Origin of the sequence: Shewanella chilikensis, assembly GCF_037953065.1 — a bacterium.
Classification (GTDB): Bacteria; Pseudomonadota; Gammaproteobacteria; order Enterobacterales; family Shewanellaceae; genus Shewanella; species Shewanella chilikensis.
Genome location: NZ_CP149966.1, coordinates 345187 through 368720, shown reverse-complemented (window position 1 = coordinate 368720; position 23534 = coordinate 345187). Strand labels below are relative to the sequence as shown.

At 52.5% G+C, this 23534-nt stretch carries 24 protein-coding genes; 9 read left to right on the top strand and 15 right to left on the bottom strand.

What is annotated here, in order from left to right; all coding sequences use genetic code 11:
- From leuC to WKR14_RS01800, 4 genes are all read right to left on the bottom strand, one after another.
- Window positions 1-1410: a 3-isopropylmalate dehydratase large subunit gene (gene leuC, locus WKR14_RS01815; protein WP_339087263.1), complete on the bottom strand. Its 1410-nt coding sequence runs from the start codon at window positions 1408-1410 to the stop codon at window positions 1-3.
- Window positions 1410-2504: a 3-isopropylmalate dehydrogenase gene (gene leuB, locus WKR14_RS01810; protein ID WP_224867935.1), complete on the bottom strand. Its 1095-nt coding sequence runs from the start codon at window positions 2502-2504 to the stop codon at window positions 1410-1412. The genes leuC and leuB overlap by 1 nt, the downstream gene beginning before the upstream one ends.
- Complete coding sequence (gene leuA / locus WKR14_RS01805; protein WP_339087262.1) at window positions 2501-4069, bottom strand: 2-isopropylmalate synthase; 1569 nt, start codon at window positions 4067-4069, stop codon at window positions 2501-2503. The genes leuB and leuA overlap by 4 nt, the downstream gene beginning before the upstream one ends.
- 254 nt (window positions 4070-4323) lie before the next feature.
- Complete coding sequence (locus WKR14_RS01800) at window positions 4324-4527, bottom strand: hypothetical protein (RefSeq protein ID WP_146144605.1); 204 nt, start codon at window positions 4525-4527, stop codon at window positions 4324-4326.
- A 20-nt stretch (window positions 4528-4547) separates the two neighbouring features.
- On the opposite strand from WKR14_RS01800, the gene WKR14_RS01795 reads away from it, so the two are divergent.
- Window positions 4548-6311: a diguanylate cyclase domain-containing protein gene (locus WKR14_RS01795; RefSeq protein ID WP_339087261.1), complete on the top strand. Its 1764-nt coding sequence runs from the start codon at window positions 4548-4550 to the stop codon at window positions 6309-6311.
- Here WKR14_RS01795 and recQ read toward each other — a convergent pair.
- The gene (gene recQ / locus WKR14_RS01790) at window positions 6293-8080 is read right to left on the bottom strand and encodes a DNA helicase RecQ (protein WP_373455063.1); all 1788 of its coding nucleotides are present in this window, start codon (window positions 8078-8080) and stop codon (window positions 6293-6295) included. The two genes, WKR14_RS01795 and recQ, sit on opposite strands and share 19 nt — an antisense overlap.
- 204 nt (window positions 8081-8284) lie before the next feature.
- Between recQ and WKR14_RS01785 the strand changes: the two genes are divergently transcribed.
- Together WKR14_RS01785 and rarD are read left to right on the top strand one after the other, a co-directional pair.
- The gene (locus WKR14_RS01785) at window positions 8285-8749 is read left to right on the top strand and encodes a thioesterase family protein (protein ID WP_044733531.1); all 465 of its coding nucleotides are present in this window, start codon (window positions 8285-8287) and stop codon (window positions 8747-8749) included.
- Between the two features lie 106 nt (window positions 8750-8855).
- Complete coding sequence (rarD, locus tag WKR14_RS01780; protein ID WP_101056250.1) at window positions 8856-9740, top strand: EamA family transporter RarD; 885 nt, start codon at window positions 8856-8858, stop codon at window positions 9738-9740.
- A 54-nt stretch (window positions 9741-9794) separates the two neighbouring features.
- Here the strand turns inward: rarD and WKR14_RS01775 are convergent, their stop codons facing one another.
- The 4 genes from WKR14_RS01775 to WKR14_RS01760 form a co-directional block, all read right to left on the bottom strand.
- On the bottom strand, window positions 9795-10325 hold the full coding sequence (locus tag WKR14_RS01775) for a hypothetical protein (protein WP_339087260.1): 531 nt from the start codon (window positions 10323-10325) through the stop codon (window positions 9795-9797).
- 425 nt (window positions 10326-10750) lie between these two features.
- Complete coding sequence (locus WKR14_RS01770) at window positions 10751-11707, bottom strand: SPFH domain-containing protein (protein ID WP_101056248.1); 957 nt, start codon at window positions 11705-11707, stop codon at window positions 10751-10753.
- Window positions 11704-12630 carry an SPFH domain-containing protein gene (locus WKR14_RS01765; RefSeq protein ID WP_101056247.1) on the bottom strand — a complete coding sequence of 309 codons (927 nt, stop codon included), beginning with the start codon at window positions 12628-12630 and terminating at the stop codon, window positions 11704-11706. The genes WKR14_RS01770 and WKR14_RS01765 overlap by 4 nt, the downstream gene beginning before the upstream one ends.
- A gap of 22 nt (window positions 12631-12652) precedes the next feature.
- Window positions 12653-13114, bottom strand: coding sequence for an NfeD family protein (locus tag WKR14_RS01760; RefSeq protein ID WP_101056246.1), 462 nt, complete (start codon window positions 13112-13114; stop codon window positions 12653-12655).
- A gap of 411 nt (window positions 13115-13525) precedes the next feature.
- Between WKR14_RS01760 and WKR14_RS01755 the strand changes: the two genes are divergently transcribed.
- Window positions 13526-14278: an outer membrane protein OmpK gene (locus WKR14_RS01755; RefSeq protein ID WP_101056245.1), complete on the top strand. Its 753-nt coding sequence runs from the start codon at window positions 13526-13528 to the stop codon at window positions 14276-14278.
- Window positions 14279-14341: 63 nt separating this feature from the next.
- Here the strand turns inward: WKR14_RS01755 and udp are convergent, their stop codons facing one another.
- The gene (gene udp / locus WKR14_RS01750; RefSeq protein WP_101056244.1) at window positions 14342-15100 is read right to left on the bottom strand and encodes a uridine phosphorylase; all 759 of its coding nucleotides are present in this window, start codon (window positions 15098-15100) and stop codon (window positions 14342-14344) included.
- 307 nt (window positions 15101-15407) lie between these two features.
- On the opposite strand from udp, the gene WKR14_RS01745 reads away from it, so the two are divergent.
- Window positions 15408-15620 (top strand): YdcH family protein, encoded by a 213-nt coding sequence (locus WKR14_RS01745; protein WP_101056243.1) that lies wholly within the window; start codon window positions 15408-15410, stop codon window positions 15618-15620.
- A gap of 73 nt (window positions 15621-15693) precedes the next feature.
- On the opposite strand, the gene WKR14_RS01740 is transcribed toward WKR14_RS01745, so the two are convergent.
- Entirely contained in the window at window positions 15694-16869 is a 1176-nt protein-coding gene (locus WKR14_RS01740) for a type III PLP-dependent enzyme (RefSeq protein ID WP_101056242.1), read from the bottom strand.
- A 411-nt stretch (window positions 16870-17280) separates the two neighbouring features.
- Here WKR14_RS01740 and ygiD point away from each other — a divergent pair, with 411 nt between their 5' ends.
- Window positions 17281-18060, top strand: a complete 780-nt coding sequence (ygiD, locus tag WKR14_RS01735) for a 4,5-DOPA dioxygenase extradiol (RefSeq protein WP_226565111.1) — start codon at window positions 17281-17283, stop codon at window positions 18058-18060.
- Between the two features lie 19 nt (window positions 18061-18079).
- Here the strand turns inward: ygiD and WKR14_RS01730 are convergent, their stop codons facing one another.
- Window positions 18080-18571, bottom strand: a complete 492-nt coding sequence (locus WKR14_RS01730) for a hypothetical protein (protein WP_101056240.1) — start codon at window positions 18569-18571, stop codon at window positions 18080-18082.
- 123 nt (window positions 18572-18694) lie between these two features.
- Here WKR14_RS01730 and WKR14_RS01725 point away from each other — a divergent pair, with 123 nt between their 5' ends.
- Complete coding sequence (locus tag WKR14_RS01725) at window positions 18695-19540, top strand: mechanosensitive ion channel family protein (RefSeq protein WP_287589649.1); 846 nt, start codon at window positions 18695-18697, stop codon at window positions 19538-19540.
- On the opposite strand, the gene WKR14_RS01720 is transcribed toward WKR14_RS01725, so the two are convergent.
- On the bottom strand, window positions 19541-20419 hold the full coding sequence (locus WKR14_RS01720) for a radical SAM protein (RefSeq protein WP_101056238.1): 879 nt from the start codon (window positions 20417-20419) through the stop codon (window positions 19541-19543).
- A 210-nt stretch (window positions 20420-20629) separates the two neighbouring features.
- Here WKR14_RS01720 and WKR14_RS01715 point away from each other — a divergent pair, with 210 nt between their 5' ends.
- The gene (locus WKR14_RS01715; RefSeq protein ID WP_025011550.1) at window positions 20630-20881 is read left to right on the top strand and encodes a hypothetical protein; all 252 of its coding nucleotides are present in this window, start codon (window positions 20630-20632) and stop codon (window positions 20879-20881) included.
- Window positions 20882-20938: 57 nt separating this feature from the next.
- Here WKR14_RS01715 and WKR14_RS01710 read toward each other — a convergent pair whose 3' ends face one another.
- Window positions 20939-21256, bottom strand: coding sequence for a putative quinol monooxygenase (locus WKR14_RS01710; RefSeq protein WP_101056237.1), 318 nt, complete (start codon window positions 21254-21256; stop codon window positions 20939-20941).
- Window positions 21257-21724: a GNAT family N-acetyltransferase gene (locus WKR14_RS01705; protein WP_198552052.1), complete on the bottom strand. Its 468-nt coding sequence runs from the start codon at window positions 21722-21724 to the stop codon at window positions 21257-21259. It lies immediately after the preceding gene.
- A 651-nt stretch (window positions 21725-22375) separates the two neighbouring features.
- On the opposite strand from WKR14_RS01705, the gene WKR14_RS01695 reads away from it, so the two are divergent.
- On the top strand, window positions 22376-23350 hold the full coding sequence (locus tag WKR14_RS01695) for a LysR family transcriptional regulator (protein ID WP_339087257.1): 975 nt from the start codon (window positions 22376-22378) through the stop codon (window positions 23348-23350).
- Window positions 23351-23534 lie beyond the last annotated feature (184 nt).

Sequence of the window (23534 nt, the reverse complement as noted above, 5' to 3'; positions counted from 1 at the left end):
TTATTTCTCCTGGCCTGCGTAGCGGATATCGACAAAGTGACCGGCAATGGCTGCGGCGGCGGCCATGGCAGGACTCACCAGATGAGTACGACTGCCGCGTCCCTGCCGCCCCTCAAAGTTGCGGTTACTGGTTGAGGCGCAGCGATCGCCGCTTTCCAGGCGATCATCATTCATCGCCAGGCACATGGAGCAGCCCGGCAAGCGCCATTCAAACCCGGCCTCGACAAACAGTTTATCCAAGCCTTCGGCTTCGGCCTGAGCCTTTACTTGTCCCGAACCAGGCACCACTATGGCGGTCACGCCGTCAGCCACCCGCCGACCGCGGATCTGCGCCGCGGCGCTGCGCAGATCTTCGATACGTGAATTGGTGCATGAACCGATAAAGACCTTGTTGATGGCCACATCCGTCATCAGGGTACCCGGCGTCAACCCTATGTAATTCAGCGCCTTTTCCATACTGCCGCGCACTGTGGCATCGGTTTCATCGGCGGGGTTGGGCACAGGTTTGTCTATGGCCACCACCTGGCCAGGATTAGTGCCCCAGGTCAGTTGCGGCGCGATTTCACTGCCTTCCAACTCCACATAGGCATCGAATACGGCATCTTCATCGGACTTGAGCATCTGCCAGGCTGCCAGGGCAGCATCCCAATCGGCGCCCTTGGGCGCAAACTGACGCCCCTCAAGATAGGCAAACGTGATTTCATCCGGCGCGACCATGCCCGCCTTGGCCCCCATCTCAATCGCCATGTTACACAGCGTCATGCGCCCTTCCATCGACAGGGCGCGAATCGCATCACCGCAAAACTCCACCACATAGCCGGTGCCGCCATCCATGCCTATCTTGCCGATAATCGCCAGCACCACATCCTTGGCGGTAATGCCCTCGCCCAGTTGCCCCTTGACCTCGACTCTCATGGTCTTGGCCTTGAGTTGCCGCAGCGTTTGGGTGGCCAGCACATGCTCTACCTCCGAGGTGCCAATACCGAAGGCCAGCGCGCCAAAGGCGCCGTGGGTAGCGGTATGGGAATCGCCACAGACAATAACCGTACCCGGCAGGGTAATGCCCAGCTCAGGCCCCATCACATGCACTATGCCCTGATTGGGGTGGTGAATGTCATACAGACGCACACCAAATTCGCGACAGTTCTGCGCCAGGGTTTCAACCTGAGTGCGCGCCATGGGGCTCAAGGCGTCCAGACTGGCGCTCTTGGTCGAGGTGTTGTGATCCATGGTGGCAAAGGTCTTGTCCGGTGCCCGAAGTTGGCGCCCGGCCATCTTCAGGCCACTGAAGGCCTGGGGTGATGTCACTTCGTGCACCAGATGACGGTCGACGTAAATAATCGGCGCTTCTCCCACCGGCGTCGCCACCAGGTGGGCATCCCACACCTTTTCATACAATGTCTTGCCCATTACACCCCCTCCCGAATCGCATTGGCGATATAGTCGCCCATCTCTGCCGTGGTCTTGGCATTATCCCGCTGCTCCGGCGCCAGCAACTCACAGGTAAAGAAGCCATCTGCCAGCGCCTTGCCTACGGCGCGCTCTATCGCTGCCGCCGCCTCTTCCTGCTGCAGGCTGTGGCGCAACATCAAGGCCGCCGACAAGATCTGCGCTACCGGGTTGGCAATCCCCATGCCAGCAATATCCGGGGCACTGCCACCGGCCGGTTCATAGAGACCAAAACCACTGCTGTTGATGGAAGCCGATGACAACAGCCCCATGGAGCCGGTCAACATGGCGATTTCATCGGAAAGTATGTCGCCGAACAGGTTGGAGCACAGCATCACATCAAAATCCCAGGGACGACGCAGCAATTGCATGGTGGCGTTGTCGATATAAATATGTTCCAGTTCCACATCCGGATACTCGCTCGCGACCTGCTCGACCACTTCACGCCAAAGTACCGAGCAAGCCAGCACGTTGGCCTTGTCGACCGAAGTTACTTTGCCGCGGCGGCCGCGAGCGGCCTCGAAGGCGATATGGGCGATACGGCGGATCTCGGCGCGGCTGTATCTCATGGTGTCAAACGCCTCTTCGCTCTCGCCCTCCCCTTGACGCCCCTTGGGTTTGCCAAAGTAGATACCGCCTGTCAGTTCACGCACGCACAGCACATCAAACCCTTTGGCCGAGATGTCGGCGCGCAGCGGCGACAGATGTTCCAGTCCCTGATGTAACTTGGCCGGTCTGAGGTTACTGAATAAGCCGAAATGGCCCCTCAGTGGCAACAGCGCACCGCGCTCGGGCTGTTCATTGGGAGGCAGTTTTTCCCATTTGGGGCCGCCGACCGAGCCAAACAGAATCGCATCTGCCGCTTCACAACCGGCCAGGGTCGATGCCGGCAACGGGCAGCCATGGTTATCTATCGCTATGCCGCCGACATCATATTCGGCGTACTCCATTGCCAGGTTAAAGCGTTGCTCTACCGCCGTCAGCACCTTACGGGCCTGGGCCATGACTTCCGGGCCTATGCCGTCGCCGGCCAATACCGCTATCTGATAACTCATACGCCACCCAACTCCTTTCTCTGTTGTATTTTCTGTTTATGATCCGCCACCTGGTCGGCGCGCTGAATAAGGTTCATCACATGCACCAGAGCCGCGGCCGAAGCCTCGACCACATCGGTAGCCAAGCCGACACCGTGGAAATTGCGCCCCTGGTACTGAGCCGTGATATCCACCTGCCCCAGCGCATTCTGACCTTCGCCTTTGGCGCTCAACTTATAGCTGCAGATATCCACGCTTTGGCCGCTGGCGCGGGCTATCGCCTTATAGGCGGCGTCCACAGGGCCATTGCCGGTGGCGGCTTCGGTCACTAGCTCACCGGCGGCTTCAATACGTACAGTGGCGGTGGCCATGCCCTCGGTAGAGTCGGATTGCACCACCAGCTGCTGCAACTGGAAGTGGTCGTCGGCCGCCGCCCGGCCCTCCATATACACCAAGGCTTCCAGGTCATAGTCGAACACCTGGCCCTTCTTGTCGGCCAGTTTCAGGAAGGCGTCGTACAGTTGGTCCAATGAATAATCCTGCTCTGAATAACCCATCTGCTCCATTCGATGCTTGATCACATGGCGGCCGGAGCGTGAGGTCATATTCAGGTGATTGCGATTCAGGCCTATGCTCTCAGGTGTCATAATTTCATAGGTGTTCTGCGCCTTTAACATGCCGTCTTGATGGATACCGGATGAATGGGTAAAGGCATTGGCGCCCACTATCGCCTTGTTGGCCTGAATCGGCATATTGCATAACTGGCTCACCATGGAGGAGGTGCGGTGAATTTCCTGAGCCTTGATACCTGTCTCCAGCCCCAGGATGTCTTTGCGGGTCGCCAGGATCATGGAGATCTCTTCCAGTGAACAGTTCCCGGCCCGTTCACCTATGCCGTTGATTGTACACTCAATCTGCCTGGCCCCCTGTTGCACCGCCATGATGGAGTTGGCGACCGACAATCCCAAATCGTCGTGGCAGTGCACAGAGATCACTGCCTGATCGATATTGGGCACCCGGTTGAACAGGGTTTGAATAATGCCGCCGAACTCGCTGGGAAGGGTATAGCCCACTGTGTCCGGAATATTGATGGTGCGGGCACCGGCTTCGATGGCCGCCTCAACCATGCGACACAGATTATCTATCGGAGTCCGGCCGGCGTCTTCGCAGGAAAACTCCACATCATCGGTAAAGCGCCTGGCATACTTCACCGCCCCTACCGCCATCTCCAGCACCTGGTCGAAGGAGCGCTTCAGCTTGCTCTGCACATGGATATTTGAGGTTGAAATAAAGGTATGAATGCGGAACTGATCCGCGACCGACAAGGCCTGGGCCGCAGCGTCGATATCTTTCTCCAGTGCCCGCGACAGGGCGCAGACCCGACTGTTTTTGATGGTACGTGCTATGGTCTGTACCGACTCAAAGTCGCCGGGAGAGGAAACCGGGAACCCCACCTCCATGATGTCGACCCCCAGGCGCTCGAGAGCCATGGCTATCTGCAGTTTTTCTTTCACTGTCAGGCTGGCTGCCAGCGCCTGCTCGCCGTCCCGTAAGGTGGTATCGAAAATAAACACTCTGTCAGACATCTGGATTCTCCATTCAGGGGGTTCGATTGATTTTTCCCGTGCCAGAAACAAAAAACCCCGCGGTTTCTGGCGCGGGGTTTTGAGTTCTGGCTTGCTAATCGACGTGCAAGTCTAGCTCCTCCGCGCAGGGACTGCGAGAGTAAGGAGGAGGAGAGACAGTTGCATTTGTGGGTTCATTTAGCCGTTCTATACCAGATAAAAATTCGTTTAAAGTGGGTTTATATTCTTCCCACCGGGTTCAAGAAGTTCAATAATTAACTGCCTCCTTGCTCGCTGTCAAGCCTATATTTCTCAGCATCAGTTGAAAATTTCGGCTTAAAGTGCTGATTTGCACCATTCAAGCCTTGGTGATCCAAAGCTAAATAGATGAATAAAATCTTGCCGATAGCATCATTTTTGTGCCAAAAATGATAAAAAATAGTTATTATCCCAACACGGTTTCGCCCGGCAAAACTCACCTTCACTCAGCGGAGAAAAAATGGATTTTCGCCTCTTGGCACTGAGCTTGCTCCTGTGGTCATTTTCTTGTGTGCTTTGGGCCGCGGAGCGGTTGGACACTCTGGCCAACACCCTCTATCAATATCCTACGCTGGCGCTGACCCAAATCAACGAGCTTGAGCGTCAGACCTCAGAGTTGAGCCAGGCCCAAGTGCTGAGATTACAATTATTTAAATGTGAAGCACTCCTGCAATTAGGAGACAACGGCGCCGCCATCAATCTGGCCGAACTGGGAGAAGCCAGAGCCAAGCAACTCAGGCTGGAACAGGCAGACAGTTATTTTCAAATTTGCCGCGCCGATGCCTATGCCAATTTCGATGATCTGAAGCAATCACTGCTGTTACTCGATGGCGCCATTGAGCAGGCCAAACGCCACAATCAACCCCAGGCTCTGGTCAACGCCCTGAGACTCAAGGGCCAGCTGGAAAACGACCTTGGCAACTATGGCACCGCCATTGAAGATCTGCGCCTGGCGCTGGACATCTACCCGGATATCAGCAGTCAAAATCCGTCCTGGCTATGGCCACCTCTGGCCTATGTTTACGGCGACATGGCCAGCCTGATGTATTCCACCGGTGACCTGCGCCAAGCGGCCTATTATCTCAAGTTGGCACTGGACACAGATGAAGCCAAAGGCAAGGTGCGCCATGTGCTGTTATTGATGGCCGCCAGAGTCGCGCTGGCGCAAGAGAATATGGCCCAAGCCGACAGCCTGCTGAAACAGTCCAAAATTCTGCTGCCCGAGATAGGCTCACCGCTGGAGCTTGCCAACAGTTACAGCCAGATAGCCGTGATAGAACTCGCCAGGGGCAGAACCGAGATTGCCGATGAGTTAGTGGGTATTGCCCTGCAGACCTATGAAAAACAAGGCAAAGTAAACAACTATATGCGTGCTACCCGGCTATTGGCCAGGGTACGTCTCGCCCAGCGCAACGACGATGAAGGCATAAGGCTGCTGATGCAGGCGGCGCAGCAGGCCGAGCAGCTGCAACTGGCCGATGAAGTGGCTTATACCCAACAGCTTATCAGTGACTATTACGCCGAAAGAGCAGAGTTCAAACCGGCATACGAGGCGATGAAACTGGCGGCCCAGGCCGCAGCCGAGGCCCAAAAGCAGCTCAACAATACCCGCTTTATGCAATACAAGGCCAGGCTCAGCCAGCAGGAACAGTTGCAGGTAGAAACCCAGCAGAACATTCGTCTTGCCAGTGCCGATCAGCGCTCCAAACTGAGCCAGGCTTACGGCGCCATCTCTGTACTGGCACTCGCCATCATAGGTGCGCTGCTCTGGTTGGTCAGTCGCCGTAACCGCTGGCAACAACCGAGTACCGAGGCACTGGAAAAACTGCCTGCGGCCCAGCAGCTGGATGCCATGCTCAGCAGTGCCAAGAAGGGCAACTACCCCTTGAGCCTGTTATTGCTGAGTACCAGCCATATACGTCAGGTGGATCTTTCCGCCCTGCAGCGGGCGCTGGAACAGAAACTCAGAGAGCAAGACAGACTGCTGCGCTACAGTATGGATGAGATGGTGATCCTGCTGCCCTACACCTCTGCTCAGGGCGCCTTGCAGGTCAGCGAGCAACTCAAGCCGATAGTGCAGAGCTGGCAAGTAGATCACTGTATACCTATTGGAGTCGCGACGCTGCAGCAGCCCGATACCCTGGATAGCCTGGTGAAACGTGCCGGCGTCAACCAACTCAGTCAGCAGAAAGCCGCCGAGCAACATCAGTCACCGGCGAGATAAGCCTCTATCTCGTCGAGGAACTGATCGCCAAAGCGGGCCAGTTTGCGCTCACCAACACCATTGACCGCCAACATCTCACCCTGGCTGGTAGGCAAAATCGCCGCCATTTCCGCCAGGGTTGCATCGTTGAATACCAGATAGGGCGGAACGTCCTGCTCTTCGGCTATGCTGCGCCTTAACTGCTTGAGGCGGGCAAACAGCTTGCGATCGTAGTTGAGTGGCGCCTTGCTGCTGACGTTGCGCCTGCGGGTAACATGCAAGTCAATTCTAGGTTCGGCCAACATCAGTGCGACTTCGCCCCTGAGCACAGGCCTGGCGGCCGGATTCAGGCGAATACTCGAGCCGCGGGTAATATCCTGGCTCGCCAGCCCCAAATGGATAAGCTGTCTGGTCACACTGAGCCAGTGTTCATGGCTCTTGTCTTTGCCGACACCCCAGGTGGATAACTTGTCGTGCCCCCGGTCGACCACGGCGGCCGATTTGGAACCTCTGAGCACCTCAATCAGCTGGTTCATGCCAAACCTCTGCCCCAAGCGATATATACAGGACAGCACCTTCTGTGCATCCTCGGTGCCGTTGTAGCGTTTCGGCGGATCCAGGCAGATGTCACAGTTGCCGCAGGGCTCCAGCGCCGGTTCATCGAAGTAGTGCAGCAACACCTGGCGGCGGCAGGTCTGAGCCTCGGCAAAGGCCGCCATGGTATTGAGTTTATGCAGTTCCACCTGTTGCTGCGGCCCGGGTTCACCCTGCTCAATCAGGTGGCGCACCCGGCCGATATCGGCGGGCTCGAACAGCATAAAGGCTTCGGCCTCGAGACCATCTCGCCCGGCGCGGCCGGTTTCCTGATAATAGGCCTCTATGCTCTTGGGCAGATCGTAATGCACCACAAAACGCACGTTGGACTTGTTGATCCCCATGCCGAAGGCGACCGTGGCCACCACTATATCCAACTGTTCCTTGAGAAATCTGTCCTGGACACTGGCACGCTCGTCGCCGCTCATACCGGCATGATAGCCTTCGGCTGCATAGCCCTGTAGCCGCAGCCTTTCGGCCACTTCATCGACCCGGCGGCGGCTGGAGCAATAAACAATCCCGGCGGCGCCGTTCTGCGCGGCAATAAACTGACGCAATTGATTGGCAGCATTGAGCTTTTCCGCCACAGTATAGCGAATATTCGGTCTATCAAAGCTGGAAAGAAGCACATAGGGGGCGATATTGAGCCGCTGGCAGATATCATCCCGGGTCGCCTTATCGGCGGTGGCGGTCAGCGCCATCACAGGCACGCCGGGAAACAGCTGTTTCAGGCGGCCAAGCTGGGCATATTCGGGGCGAAAATCATGGCCCCACTGGCTGATACAGTGCGCCTCATCCACGGCAAACATCGACAGCGGCAGGGATTGCAGCCGCTCAATAAACTCATGCTGCAGCAAGCGCTCCGGCGAGACATACAACAGGCGGATCTCCCCCTGATGCAACTGGCGCAGCACCTTGAGGCTCTGCTCCCTGGGCAGGGATGAGTTGAGATAAGCTGCATTGACCCCGGTCTGCAGCAGGCTGTCGACCTGATCTTTCATCAGGGAGATCAGCGGCGAAACCACCAGAGTCAGCCCTGGCATCAACAATGCCGGCAGTTGGTAACACAGACTCTTGCCGCCGCCGGTGGGCATGATCACCATGCAGTCTTCCCCGGCCATCACACGTTCAATCACCTGGCGCTGCCCTTCACGGAAAGTGCGGTAGCCGAACACCTGCTGCAAGGCTTGCTGCATAGGGTCTTGGGGATGATTTAGGCTCTCGGGAGCGATATTCAGCGGCTGATCCATGACTGTCTGTGTCCAAAGAAGAGGCCGCTATTCTAAATGAAGCCAACACCAGAGTGCCAGCCAAGAGGGGATTTTTCCGCCCGGACTAGGCAAACGGCCATATTAGCGTTAGATTGATTGCTCTAAAAAACAACAACAGCAGGAAGCCCTATGAGCCAGGACATTCAAGCCGAGGTACTCGCCAAGGTAGCAGAAGTATTTGATAAACATGTGCCTTTTCACAATCTTCTCGGCCTTGGGATCCGCCGATACGACGCCTCTGGTGTCGAAGTGGAGATCAAAATGAAGCCGGAGCTAATCGGCAACATACATCAAAAAATACTCCATGGCGGGGTTACCGCAACTGTGCTGGATGTGGTTGGCGGCCTGACGGCATTTTCCGGCTTAGTGATCAGTCGCGACAACTGGACAGTGGAGCAGTTGCAACAGCGACTGCAAACCCTGAGCACCATAGATCTCAGGGTCGACTATCTGCGCCCCGGCTGGGGAGAAGTCTTCAGCGGCACAGGTACAGTGATCCGCGCCGGCAACAGGGTCTCTGTCTGTCGAATGGAGCTGCATAATGAAAAAGGCAGCCATATCGCTTTTGGTACAGGGACTTACATGGTCGGCTGAGAGGCTGTTTAAAACTCAAACACTGAATCTGTTGTCGATAACTTGAGCCGAGGGGCTTTGCCCCCTACAATCGCCCTTCTCTCCTTTTCGTCATTGTGTAGTACCTATGCCTGAAACCGAATACCGCAAGGGGGTCATTCTCGCCCTTTGCGCCTATATTTTTTGGGGCTTTGCGCCGCTGTACTTCAAGTTGTTGCATCATGTCTCGGCCCCCGAGATCCTGCTACACCGCATCATCTGGTCCTTCGTCTTTATGGGGATCCTGATGCAGTTTATCGGTGGTTTCGGGCAGCTCAGGCTGTTGCTCAAGCGCCCGAAACAGTTGGCGGTACTGCTGCTGACTTCGATTCTTATCGCCGGCAACTGGCTGCTGTTTATCTGGGCGGTCAACAATGATCATATGCTGGATGCCAGCCTGGGCTACTTTATCAACCCGTTGTTCAATGTGTTGCTCGGTATGCTGTTTCTGGGGGAGCGGCTCGGGAGACTGCAATGGGTGGCGGTAACGCTTGCTGCTGCCGGGGTGGTGATCCAGCTGGTTTCTTTCGGCTCGATTCCGCTGGTATCCCTGGGGCTCGCAGCCTCCTTCGGTTTCTACGCCCTACTGCGCAAAAAGGTCAATGTCGACGCCAAGACAGGCCTTTTGGTCGAAACCGCGGTGTTAATGCCGGCAGCATTGGGCTTTTTACTGCTGGGCGGCGGTGAAGCCGGCGCCAATATGCTCAGCAACAGTTGGGATCTCAACCTGCTGCTGATGGCCGCCGGTATCATCACCACCATCCCCTTGCTGTGCTTTGCCGGTGCAGCAGTGCGGATCCCGCTGATCATGCTGGGCTTCTTCCAGTACATAGGCCCAAGCATCATGTTTATCATGGCGGTGACCCTGTTCGATGAACCCTTCGATATCGAAAAGAGTATTACCTTCGGCTTTATCTGGGCCGCCCTGGTGGTATTTACTTTGGATATGCTGCGAAAACGCTCTCGCAGGTAACAAACACAACCGGCCCGGATGGAGTTTCCGGGCCGGTTAAACAATATTCAACATTTATCCCGGCAGGTTCTGCCCCAGTCCCTTAAGCAAACTCTCCGCTTCAGGCATACTCAGCAGCAGGCTGTAACCAAGGTCGGTCGGCAGTAACAAGACGCTATCTTTTTCCGTCAGAGCCACAAACGCTTTACTGCCATCATTGAGCCGATACCACCCCAGGGTATAACCGGGCAGGCCTATGCCCTGAGTACGCATGCCAAGCCTGGGGCCACTGGCATCGCCGAGACTAATCACTTTCGCCTCTGAGACACGAAGATGCTCTGGAGCCAGGCTCTGGCCGTAGAAAGGCACCTCGACCACCAGGCTTTGAGCCGTCAATTCCACCTTGGATGCCTGCGCTTGCCAAAATACCCATACAGATCCCACCAGTGTTACCAACAGTAAACCCGAGGCGGCGCTCTTGGCCGTTGCCGGCATCTTTCGCCTGCGGATAAACAGCAAGATGGCCGCCAACATCAGTATCAAGGCGATAAAACTGCCGCTGGCGACGCCGGTCAATGGCGCCAACTCGTAACTTCCACTGTTCATTTATAGCTCCTTAACAGATAGGCATAAGTGGTCTTAGCTTAGGCTTCTGAGACATAATATGTCAAAAAATAAAATCTCACAGTAATAAAAAGCGTGCTCGACTAAAACTGAAATCAAAACCCGAGAAGAGCCTTAATGTGGTCTGCAAGACTTTAATCCAAAGAAGGAGTGGATGATTTTAAAATGCAGGGGATTGATATATAAACAGAATCCATGACCAAGCAACTTTGGAGAAGGTTTACACTACGGAAACTGTGGCACTCATTCGAGTCGCAAGCAAAAGCCTAGAACTAAACAATCTGGTAAATAATCACGAGGCTGACAAGCACCTGCAAGACGAATCAAACAGGGACGGATACGGCGCCGGACAATGCCGATTTATATCCTTAGCCGCATCCCTACCTTTTCATTCCTGGAGGATTAAATTAACTCCTTGGTGGAATGATATTATTCTCTTCCGTCAACCCAATTGAGGCCATCCAGGATTCAAAGTCCACCATATTCCCCGGCAGGACTATCTTGCTGCCAGGCTTACTCAGACCACTGAGCTGCGCCAGATACTGTTCACCCAGTTGCATCCGCAATGCGTTTTTGCCACCGGGCGCAGCGATCACTTCGGCCAACTTTTCTATCGAACCTGCAGTCGCGCGGGCAATCGCCAGTATCTCCTCGGCCTTACCTTCAGCCTCGTTGATTCGGCGTTGCATCTCACCCTCTGAGTGGTTGATCATCTCCTGCTTCAAACCCTCGGAACGATTGATCTTGCTCTGCTTATCACCTTCGCTCTTGGCCAGCAATGCCCGGCGTTCACGCTCGGCATTGACCTGCATCTCCATGGCGTTTTTCACGGTTTCCGGCGGCGTAATATTCTTGATTTCATATCTATGCACCCGAATACCCCAGGAGGCGCCGGCCTGATCCAGTACCTCTACCACCTTGGCACTAATCAAGTCGCGCTCTTCAAAGGTGCGGTCCAGCTCCAGAGTACCTATCACAGAGCGGGTGGTTGTCTGCGCCAGTTGAATCGCAGCATAACGGTAATCGGTTACCCCGTAGCTGGCCTTAACCGGATCCACCACAGAAATATAGATAACCCCATCGACTTCGACATTCACTTCATCGCTGGAGAAGCACTCCTGAGGCGGCACATCTATGGTTTCTTCTTTCAGGTCATGGATATAGGCGACCTTATCGATAAAAGGCAACAAAGCGTGGAAGCCGGCATCCAGGGTCATATGATATTTACCCAAACGCTCCACAATGTAGGCAGATTTGGTTGGCACCAAGCGAATCGACTGAAACAGCTTGATGATAAAGACCAGGAAGATAAGCCCCCAGATCCCCAGTACTATCATGTCGGTATCTATCTGTCCCAGATTCATTTGCGCGCTCCTTTGCTACCGGCAGCTGTATTGCTGACTTGCTGAATACCCTCGAAAAAACCTTCCATCTTCGCCAGTTCAGTAGGAACCACAGAAATATCTGCCTTCTGCAATATCTCACCGACCTGTTCGATAAACTGTTCTTTCAGCTGCATGTTCATCGCCTCGTTCCCACCGTTGACCGCCAGCGCCTTGGCAACCATGGCCATACTCTCGGCCTGGGCGTTGGCAACAATCGCAATCTCCTGCGCCGTACCCTGAGCCTCGTTAATGCGCTTCTGCTTCTGGCCCTCTGAGATGTTAATCGCTTCCTGACGCTCACCCTGAGACAGGTTGATCATCGCCTCTTTCTCGGCGCTGGCCAGGGTGATTTCAGCGCGCTTGCGGCGCTCGGCTTCCATCTGCTTCTCGAGGGTGTGGATCACATGCCTGGATGGGCTGATATTTTTGATCTCATATCTGAGCATCTTGATCCCCCAGGGATCGGACGCCTTGTCGATTTCGCGAACAATCGCCTCGTTGAGCGCGTCACGCTCTGAGAAAGTTTGGCTCAGACTCAGTTTACCTATCTCGGAACGCATTGTGGTTTGTGCCAAATTTACCGCCGCCAGACGGTAATCTTCAATACCATAGCTTGCCAGCTTGCCGTCCATCACCTTGAGATAAACCAGGCCGTCGACTTCCAGCTGGATATTATCCTTGGAAATACAGCTCTGCGGCGGTACATCAAGCACCTGCTCACGGGTATCGTGCCGATAAGCCACTCGATCGAAGAAGGGGATTAAAAAGTGAAAGCCAGGCTGCAACACTGTGCGGAATTTTCCCAAACGCTCAATGACATGCACCTCACGCATGGGCACAATCAACATCAGCTTATAGAGAATAAACAGAACAAAGAGTATAAAAATGGTAAATGCAAACATAGAGTCCTTCCTGCTTGATTGATTATTCAGAGTCGTCGAGTGGTTCTACGACCAGAGCAATATTGTCGCGACAGATGATCTTCACCCGAGTACCGGCCGGGATCTCCGAGCCGTCTCCCAGAGCAGGCCAATCTGCCCCCTGAAATTCGACGCGACCGGTTTTTTCACCCGGTCCAATGGTTTCCTTGACCCGAGCCGGCAGATTAAACAGATCCAGCTCTTCGTCGGTATTGCCAACGTGAGAGTCGCCCCCCACCAAGCGTTGAGTCAGTTGCCTGAAGCTCAGCAGCAAAACGATTGAGGAGATAAACCACAGGGTCAGACTTTGTGCCAAGCCCTCAACCACCCCTACCCAGATGGCCCCGGCGACCACCAGACAGGCTGCACCGAGAAATACCACTATCCCGCCAGGCAATATCAGTTCGGCCAGCATCAGCACTATACCGACTAAGGCCCAATAAAGCATGGGATCCGAAGACGCCATATATCCCTCCCCCAGAAATCAAGTATCCATTCTCAGCACTATATCAGTAGTTACGCACCTTTGCGACATAATATGTCATACTGAGCAATTGAAACGGCCTTGAATGAGCCGCACAAATGACTTTCAGCTCACAAAATTCAACTTTTCTTTACATACCAGTTAACCCGTCTCGAATCCACAGCCCTTAAAATACAAATTAAGCTATTGAATAAAATATAAAACATCGTTAAACGACAAGTATTTCGGCCAGTTAAAAAATCTTTGAGTCCAACGCGGTTTTTCCCTATATTGCCATGGCTTTTTGACCGGCAATCGAATCACAGAATTCAGCCTTGACGAAATATTTCGTCAACAGATAGCTGCCGGCACAACAGCAAACCGCTTCTGACTCTACCAAAGGGAAACTCTAAGATGAAAAAAATCTGCCTGTGCGCAGCTTTGTTGCTCTCACCTCAAGCATTCAGCGAACCACTGGTGCAATGGTGGGATGTCAATGTAACCGCACTCTATGGCCAGGACTATGACCTGGCGCCATCCGACAAACAAACCACTTTTACCCTGGAAACCGCTGGCGGCTGGAAATACGGTGACTGGTTTGTGTTTCAGGACTTTATCAATTTCAACGGCCACAATGGCGGTAAAGACAACACCACTTATGGTGAGATCTCCACCCGTTTCAGCGCAGGCAAAATTCTCGGTAAACCTGTGGGTTTCGGTCCGGTAACCGATCTATCGCTGGCACTGACGTTTGAAGAGGGTGAAGGCCCGGTTGAGACGCTACTCTATGGTGTAGGTATGGATCTCAAACTGCCCTACTTCACCTATTTCCAACTCAACACCTATCGCCGTGACGCCCAAAACAGCGCCAATCTCAGCGATGGCTGGCAATTGACTCCGGTGTTCCGTATGGACATTCCCGTGGGCAACAGCAAGATTGTTTTCGACGGCTTTATTGACTGGGTATTCGCCGCCGATGAAGACGGCTACAAAGAAAATATCCACATCAACCCCCAGATAAAATATGACCTGGGCGCCACGCTCTTCGGTGAAGCCAAAAAAGATAAACTCTTGGTGGGTATCGAGTATGATTACTGGCAGAACAAGTATGGTGTGGACGGTGTCGACCAGAACACCTATTCGGTAATAGCTCAGTACCATTTCTGAGCCGGATCATGCTTCATTAAAAAGGCGCTCGTTGAGCGCCTTTTCCATTTTTACCTATTAGGCCTAGGCCAGCAGTTTTCTGGCGGCGTTGACCACAATCGAAACCGCACTGACTTCAGTTTGCTTCATTGTTGCCTCGTTGGGGATCTCTTGTTGGGTACGGTTGACTATCACACCGGCCACACAAGCGGCACGCCAGCCTTGAGAAGCACACATGGTGAATAGAGTCGCGGACTCCATTTCATAGTTAAGTACCCCCATCTCCTGCCACTCTTTCATTGAACCGGCAAAACGGCGGGTTACCCGGCCACTGACGGTATCATAGCGTTCCTGACCTGGGTAGAAGGTGTCAGATGAGGCAGTAACCCCAATATGCGGTTCAATACCGGCATCACGGCAGGCGGCCACCATGGCAGTAGTACATTCGAAGTTAGCCACTGCAGGGAACTCCATTGGTGCAAAGTGCAAGCTGGCACCATCAAGGCGCACTGAAGCTTGAGTCACTATCACATCGCCCACATTCACATGAGGCTGAATTGCGCCTGTAGTACCGACACGCAGGAAAGTATCAACTCCCAATTGCGCCAGTTCTTCTACAGCGATGGAAGTCGAAGGACCACCAATACCGGTAGAGCAGATCACTACCGGCTTACCATCAATATAAGCCAGATAGCTGGTGTATTCACGATGGCTTGCCAGGAAAGTCGGCTTATCCATCAGTTCGGCGATACGTTTAACTCGTTCAGGATCGCCGGGCACAATAGCCAGTGTGGCGCCATCCAACATCTGCTTGGTCAAACCCAAGTGAAATACATCAGCCATAGTGAAAACCCCTTTCAATTTTGATTGTAAAATTCATCTCAATGAGACTCTATCCCAGTATGGAAGCGGATAAGATTAACTTGATCACAGATTTTACGGCAATAATTAAATATTAAGCCGTAACAGAGTTACCAAGTTAGCCACAATTGTCTGACTATTTTTACTGCAACTTGTTCAAAAGCATAGCAGTAAAAGTCCCCACTCACCTCCACCAAACGGTTAATCTTTCCGTTGACCAAGGTCACAAATTCGTCATTTCAAACAGAGTAGGGTTAACACTAATCCCCCAACCAACAGGAGTGCGCCAATGTTTCCGGAATACCGCGATCTGATCACCAGCCTCAAGAACAGCGATAGCCATTTTCAGAAGCTTTTTGATGAACACAATCTGCTGGATAAAGAGATAAAGAATAAGGAAAGCCAACTATCCAGTGAATTTACCCAAGAAGTCAAAGAGATGAAAAAGCGTAAACTGGAGTTGAAAGAACAAGTGTTCGCCATCCTCAAGGCGAACAGTTAATCTAAAACAGACAGGGCGCCTATTGGCGCCCTGTCTAAATCGATCTCAGCAAAAACCTCACTCTTCGCCAAGATTACAAGTAGTAGTCTTGCAAAGGTGGAAAACCATTGAAGCACACCGCCGAATAAGTAGTGGTATAAGCGCCTGTGGTCAACCAATAGAGTCTGTCACCTATGGCTAGCTCCTCCGGTAAACCGTAACTGTACTGTTCATACATGATATCGGCGCTATCGCAGGTAGGCCCGGCAATCACGCAAGGTTGCAGCTCCCCTTGAGCCTCAGTGTAAATCGGAAACTTAATCGCTTCGTCCATAGTCTCAATCAGCCCGGAAAACTTACCGACATCGGTAAATACCCAGCGCTCCAGTGCCGTATTGGACTTACGGCTGATCAATACCACCTCAGAGACCAACACTCCGGCATTGGCAATCAAGGAGCGCCCAGGTTCCAGCACTATCTTGGGCAGCTGCTCACCAAAATCCTCTTTGAGAAAGTGAATGATCTGCTCGGCGTAAGTAGTGAGACTATTGGTCTTGTCGATATAGTTGGCCGGAAAGCCGCCGCCCATATTGATCATCTCCAGCACTATGCCGTGTTCCTCTTTGAGCCGGTCAAAGATCACCTTAACTTTGCCGATTGCCGCATCCCAGGCTCCTATGTCCCGTTGCTGAGAGCCCACGTGGAACGACAAGCCATAGGGCTTTAACCCCAACTCCTTGGCCAGCACCAAAAGCTCATAGGCCATCTCATTCTGGCAGCCGAACTTACGCGACAAAGGCCAATCGGCGGTTTCTGTCCCTTCGGTGAGGATCCGCACATAGACCTTGGCCCCAGGGGCTTCTTCGGCAATCATCCGCAGATCGGCCTCTGAGTCGGAGGCAAACATAGTCACGCCACGCTGGTAGAAGGCTCTGACATCTTTGCGTTTTTTAATGGTATTGCCATAGCTTATCCGCTCAGGGGAAACCCCCAACTCCATCACCATATCCAGCTCAAAGATGGAAGCTATATCAAAATTGGCTCCCTTATCACGCAGCAAGCTGAGGATCTCGGGTGCTGGGTTGGCCTTAACTGCATAATAAACGCTGGCAAAGGGAAAGCTCTGCACCATATCATCATACTGTTTCGCGATGATCTTGGTATCTATCACCACAAAAGGTGTCACCTTATCACTGGCAAAAGCTTTGATACGTTCAAAGGTTTCATTGTCATAGTAATCAGCGACATCAATAGATTGAAATTGGCTCATTGGCCCTGCGTCTCCTCGACATTCAAGTGCGGCGAACAGCCTCGCCGAAGCGGGTTAAAATCCAGCGCAGTAAACGCTATTTCCGCCTCTCACGCAATGAATTTTTATACATTAAAACCAACTTTTTATTCCAAAAATTCAAACCCTAACAACTATAAAATAAAAGCATTAATAATCATGCAATTACTACTTTCACCCTCAAATACAAACCATAATTGCTGCTCGCTTGAGAGCGCTTGGTGTAAGCAGCTACCGGAAACGATAAAGCATAGCGGCAAGCAAGAGAGCAGGGGATATTCGATTTTATGGAAGGGTATGGCGAGTATTTTGCGATTATTTTCAATCGAGCATCCGGGTAAGCTGAATGCAGATATGTCAGGAACGGCATCCTACAGCTGATTTGGAGACTCTATGTCCGCAACACAGATAATGCCGGCGCTGTTTCTGGGCCATGGCAGCCCGATGAACGCCTTGCAAAACAACACCACCACAAAGCAGTGGCAAGAACTGGGACAAACACTCCCCAAACCCAAAGCGATATTGTTGCTTTCGGCCCATTGGCTGACACGGGGCACAGCCATTTCCACTGCAAGCCGGCCGCAAACCATACATGATTTCGGCGGTTTTCCCGCCGAGCTCTTTGCCATGCAATACCCGGCCGTCGGCGCGCCGGAGTTGGCGAAGCAGATTGCTGCCAGTCTGAGCATTCCTGTCGCTCGTATCGACTCGCAAGGCTTAGATCATGGCAGTTGGTCGGCCTTGGTTCACCTCTACCCCGAGGCCGATATTCCGGTATTTCAACTGAGTCTGGATCAAAACCTCAGCCCGCAACAACAGTTCCAGGTGGGACGCGAGTTAAGGCGCTGGCGCGAGCAAGGCGTACTGATCATAGGGTCTGGCAATGTGGTCCACAATTTGCGCGCCCTGACACCAGGCAGCCCACCATTGCCTTGGGCGACCCGGTTTAATCAGGCCGTTACCGAGAGCTTAATGGCAGAAGAATACTCAGCGCTGCTGGACTATAAAACCTTGGTCGATACTGGCACGGCCGAGCTGTGTCATCCAACAGATGAGCATCTGCAGCCACTGTTTTACTTGTTGGGAAGTGCCTTTCCGGGAGAGCACAGGCTGCTGTTCAACAACAGCCTGGAGATGGGGGCTATCAGTATGTTGAGTCTGCAGCTCGGCTAAGACTTGAGCTGCCAAGGGCTCAGTCTTGCAGCCCGGCTTCTTTGAGTGCCTGCTTCAGAGCTTCGGCATCATCAAAATATTGCAGCTTGGTGATGGTCAACTTATCCAGAGAGATCAGGCTGGCGGCATCCTTGGCGGCGGGCAGTAATTTGCTGATCTCACCCTCTTTGTCCAGGGCAATACTGAAAGTCAGATCCCGCATCTGTGGGATGGCAACAAATTTGGCAATCAAGGATGGCATACCGCTGATATCAGCCAGGTAAAAGATACCCGCCTGTTGCAACGCCTGATTATCACGGCCTTCGAGTGCAGTTTTGATAATCTCACCCCCTTTCATACTGCGGCCAAACAACAGATACTTTGCCGAAGTGTCCAACACCATGGTGGCTTCATGCTGATCCTGCAGCGAAATGGGGGCCAATCTATCGCCCACAGTATATTCGGAAGCCTGGATCATAGGGCTGACCAGCATGGTCAGACACAGAGAAAACAAAAACGCAAAAGACTTCATATAGTTCCCTTTTAATTTGCCACAACAAAGAGGCAGAATACCCTGTTATTGAATACAAGTGAGTGACATGACTCAGGAATATTGTGTCCATATCTTGCGGCATTTCAGGAAAGGAGCCAAGCAATGAAAAATACCGGGTTGGAGCTGGAGTTGGCGCAGCTGCAAAATGTTTATGATCTGATAACCGAGTTTTTGGTGAAATACAGCTTCCAACTCCTGGGTGCACTGATCATCTTTCTACTGGGGTTGTGGCTAGCTGCAAAAGTGGCCAACACAGTAGGCCGTCAGTTGGAAAAACACAATGTCGATGTCACCCTGGCCACCTTTGTCACTCATTTGGTACGGATACTGATCATCATAATGATTGCCATCGTTGCCTTGGGTAAACTGGGGATCAGTGTCACTCCCATGGTGGCAGCCATAGGTGCCGCTTCACTGGGCGCCGGTTTAGCAATTCAGGGCATGTTGTCCAACTACGCAGCCGGGGTGACCATTATCGTCACCCGTCCCTTTATCGTGGGTAACACCATCACGGTCAAGGGAACCACAGGCCTGGTCAAAGATATTCGCCTGGGGCTGACCATACTGACCAACGAGGAAGGCGAGCAGATAAGTATTCCCAACAAACACATTATCGGCGAGATACTGCACAACTCCTTTGCCAACAAGTTAGTGGAAACCCACTTCAATATTGACTATAAAGCCGATCCCCAGCAGGCGATAGCCATAGCTCAGGCGGTACTCGGCAGCCATCCCAGTGTCGATGCCAACTCCCCATCACAGGTGGGTATCAATGGTTTCAACAGCACAGGCATAGATATAGGTGTGCGCTATTGGGTTCCCACTGCCAGCTATTTCCAGGATAAGTACCAAATAAATCTGCAAATCTGGCAAGGCCTGCAACAAGCAGGGATCCAGATCCCTTGCCCGGCACGGGACATAAGGATCACTGAGCGGCAAAAAGACTGATCACAAGCCTCTTTGCCACTCGGCTCGCAGGGCGAAACGTCCTGCGAGCGCCTCCTCAACCATTGCCAACAACCTGGCTTTGTCTCGCCCTAGTACGCCTTTCAACACCAAATAGTTGGAAGCATGATCCGAGCGGAAAATGGTCTGCTCCAACTCCAACTCCTGCAGTAAATAACGCATCTCCTGCAACAGTTGTCTTTGATCCGGCATTTGAAAGTCGCCATCAAACGCACTATCCATTCTTTCCTGGCCAAGTGGCAGAGTTACCACCAGAGTGCTGAGATAATCCGGCTGCGCCGCATTCATCAGCCGCGCTGAATTAAGTGCGTGTTGCTTTGATAAGTCCACGCCACCCAGACCATTGAGTATCATCACAGATGACTTTATTCCGGCAGCCCGAATTTTCTCCAGCGCTGCCAGCGAGGAGGCGTAACTCTCTCCCTTACCAATACGGGCCAGCACCTGGTCATCACCACTCTCACAACCGACATACAGCAAGGATAACTTGAGTTGCCGCAGCCGCTGTAGCTGCTCCACACTCTTATTGCCTAGGTTGCGTGGCAGGCAATAGCTGCTGATACGACTGACATTGGGCAAGTAGCGATGAATCAGCTCACAAATCTGTTCCAGCCTGGCAAAAGGCAAAGTCATGGCATCACCATCGGCCAAAAACACCCGGCTCACCTCAACTCCGGAAGCTGCAACCCGTCGCAGATCTTGCTCCACCTTTTCCAACTTAAACGCTCTGAAGCGCTTTTGCTCCTGGGTATACATGTCACAAAAGGCGCAGCGGTTCCAGCTGCAACCATTGGTTACCTGCAGTATGAGAGATTTCCATTCCGATGGCGGCCGGAACACAGGTTCAATATATGACAACATGCGGATCCTCCTTGATGACCCAATCACTATCACCCCTTTATGTTCCGGTAACGACCGGGCTTAAACTTTGGGGCTAACACTGAAGTGCTAAATTAGTCTGTTTTTTGCACAAAATCATGTTTTAAGCCATGTAAGCCTGTTACATTAGCCAAATACGTAACAACTGCAGCGCCTTATGGTCAGCGAGTGCCAACCTGGGTAAAAGTCACTATGATCGCCACACAAGTACCTGACAGACGAAAGCCGGATGCCGACCAGGTCAGCAATAGCATCCATTGGCATGCCATGACGGCCGAGCAACAACTCGCCTTCTATCGCTTACAGGGATATGGTTATCGCTTGCTGTTTGTACGTAATCTTCTCAGTGGCCCCTTGGCCATCATAGCTCAGCATGCGCAGCTGGCGACCATCTCCTCGGCAGGTGAGCTGGACTTGCAACCGGATATTCGCCTCCGAGCCTGAAAAATGCCCCTAACGGGGCATTGGTTTTAAAGCCTACTTCAGTTCATCCTGAAAATATCAGACGATAATTTCCTGATAAGTTTCTACATGATGAGACTCTACCAGCTCAGGCATCTGCTGATGGAAATAGTGCTGGATAGCGTCTTTGGCGCAGTGCTGTTCGAAAGATTCGATATCGACAAACTTCTCAATGAAAGTGATCCTGCGCGGCTCATCGCGACTCTGATTCAACTCGTAACGAATGCAACCATCCTCCTTGCGAGTATCCGGGATTAGTGCCGCCAGCACCTCAATCAAGGCCTGTTCTTTGCCTGGTTTGGCCAGAAAGCTGGCCACACATACTATTTGACGCTGGTTTATACGATATAATGACATTCAAGTGTCCTTCTTTTGAGCATGCAACAACATATCCAGGTGGGGAATGCCATCTTCCAGATAGACCTCTGAAACCGCTTCAAACCCCAAACTCTGATAAAACGCCCGCAGATACTCCTGCGCGCCAATCTTGATATCTTCAGCTGGCCACAGCTTTTGACAATTGACAATCGCCTCTTGCATCAGTTGTCTGGCACGGCCACCACCACGGGCCTTGGCCGCAACGGCCACCCGGCCGATACTGACCTGGGAATAACTGACCCCGGCAGGCAGCAACCTGGCATAGGCCAACAGCTCTCCGGAACTACCGCGGCCTAGTAGGTGCATGGCCCCCGCGACTCTGTCTTTTTCATCCAACTCTGGGTAAGGGCAATTTTGTTCTACCACAAAGATGTCCACCCTCAGTTTCATCAATTCATAGAGGGTGTCCGGGGTTAACTCTGTAAAGGGTAATAATTGCCACTGCACGGGTAGTTCTCTGTTATTTCTCGGAAACTCAGCCTACACCAGTCTGAAATCCGGCGCAAAATATCTCAGCAATGAGTGCGATAGGGGTAAAGATGTATGACCAAGAGACGCATGATCCAATCATTGGGCCAGCCCCTCGATGTGGTCGCTAAGACGGTGAGCGCCACAAAGAGAAGTACCGAGTTAAGCGCCAAGCCCTCTCCCGGCGTATCCTAGAACTATTGGGGAGAAAAACGAATTAACATCCGCAGTAGGTGGGATAGGTTTGGCGCCGGAGGCCGGTGACAGACTATCGATAACACCAGTAAAGGTTTGGTCGGGAAACGCATCTAAATAGGTCTGTATCGGCGAACCGGGTTACCAATGTGGAAGTCGGGCTCTGTCGAGTCCCCTTACCTCACACAACCCCATCCGGCACCAAGGGTCGAGCACAAGCAATATCAGTTTTTATATCAGCACTGTTTATGGCTTCCATAAATATTGACTGCCGACGTCACTAATCACATTCCAAGAGAGCCGAAAATAACGCTGACGGCCTCACTCATTGACATCATTAGACTCCTGAAGTTTGCAGTGGTATTTTACAACTGTCTCAGTAGATTTATTAGATACCCTATACTCAACCCACTGTTTCACAGGCGTAACAATAAAATGGATCTCAATCGGATACAGATTTTTGCACAAGTTGTTGATAAGGGCAGCTTTACCGCCGCAGCCAAGGCAATGGGCATCACCAAGGCGACGGTTAGCCGTAAGATAGCCGAGTTGGAGCACAGCACAGGAGTACAACTTTTACTACGCACCACCCGCAGCCTGAAATTGACTGAGGCGGGTTCTATTTACTTCAACAAAGTCAATAAAATACTCACGGACTTACGCAGCGCCGAAGATCAACTCAGCGCCAGTCAGCAAACTATCCGCGGCAACCTGCGTATCGTTTGCCCGATAGAGTTTGGCCAGCAGGCTCTCGGCCCTGTGATTGCCAAGTTTCTGGAAGACTATCCACAAATGCAGATTGAAGCCGAACTGACCAACCGCAAGGTAGATATGGTCGAAGAGGGGATCGATGTGATGTTTCATGTGCAGGGATTGAATGACCCGAGACTGGAAAACTTCCGCCTGATAAATGCCCACAAGATGCTGATGGCCAGCCCGGAATATCTGCAGAAATTTGGCACACCGGCCTCACCCGATGAGCTATTGAAGCACAAAGGAATACGCCTGGCATCACCATACATAGATGGCAACTGGCGAATATTTGATGGCAAGCAGTGGCAAGAGATCATTCCCGACAGTCGCTTGCAGGTCAACAATATCACCCTGGCCAGAGAAGCCGCCATAGATGGCCTTGGGATCGCCAGCCTACCTATGATGATTGCCTATGACGCACTACAACGCGGAGACTTAGTCCCCATATTGCAAGATTTCCCCATGGAACATGTCACTGTTAATCTCATCTATCCCAAACGCGCCTATCTACCGAGAAAATGCCGCACCTTTATCGAATACTTCTATGAGGCCTTGTTCCAACGTTGGGGCAATCTGGTATTGGACACCCCTCCCTATGTCATTCCCCCGGAGAATTTGGCACAGATGACCCCGACCAATATCTGCTGTGACCATTGAGGGTTTGCTTTTACGATCTCCTTGGGCTATGGTGGGTGTTGGTCATATTTTCCCTTATTTTTAAGTGCTTGCACTTGCATTGATGTTGCGGAGGCTCATTATGTACAGTCACACTTTTTCTCTCAAGAGCACCTCACTGACATTTCCAGTGTAAGCCGGGTGCGGCCGCGCATCCGGCAGTAAC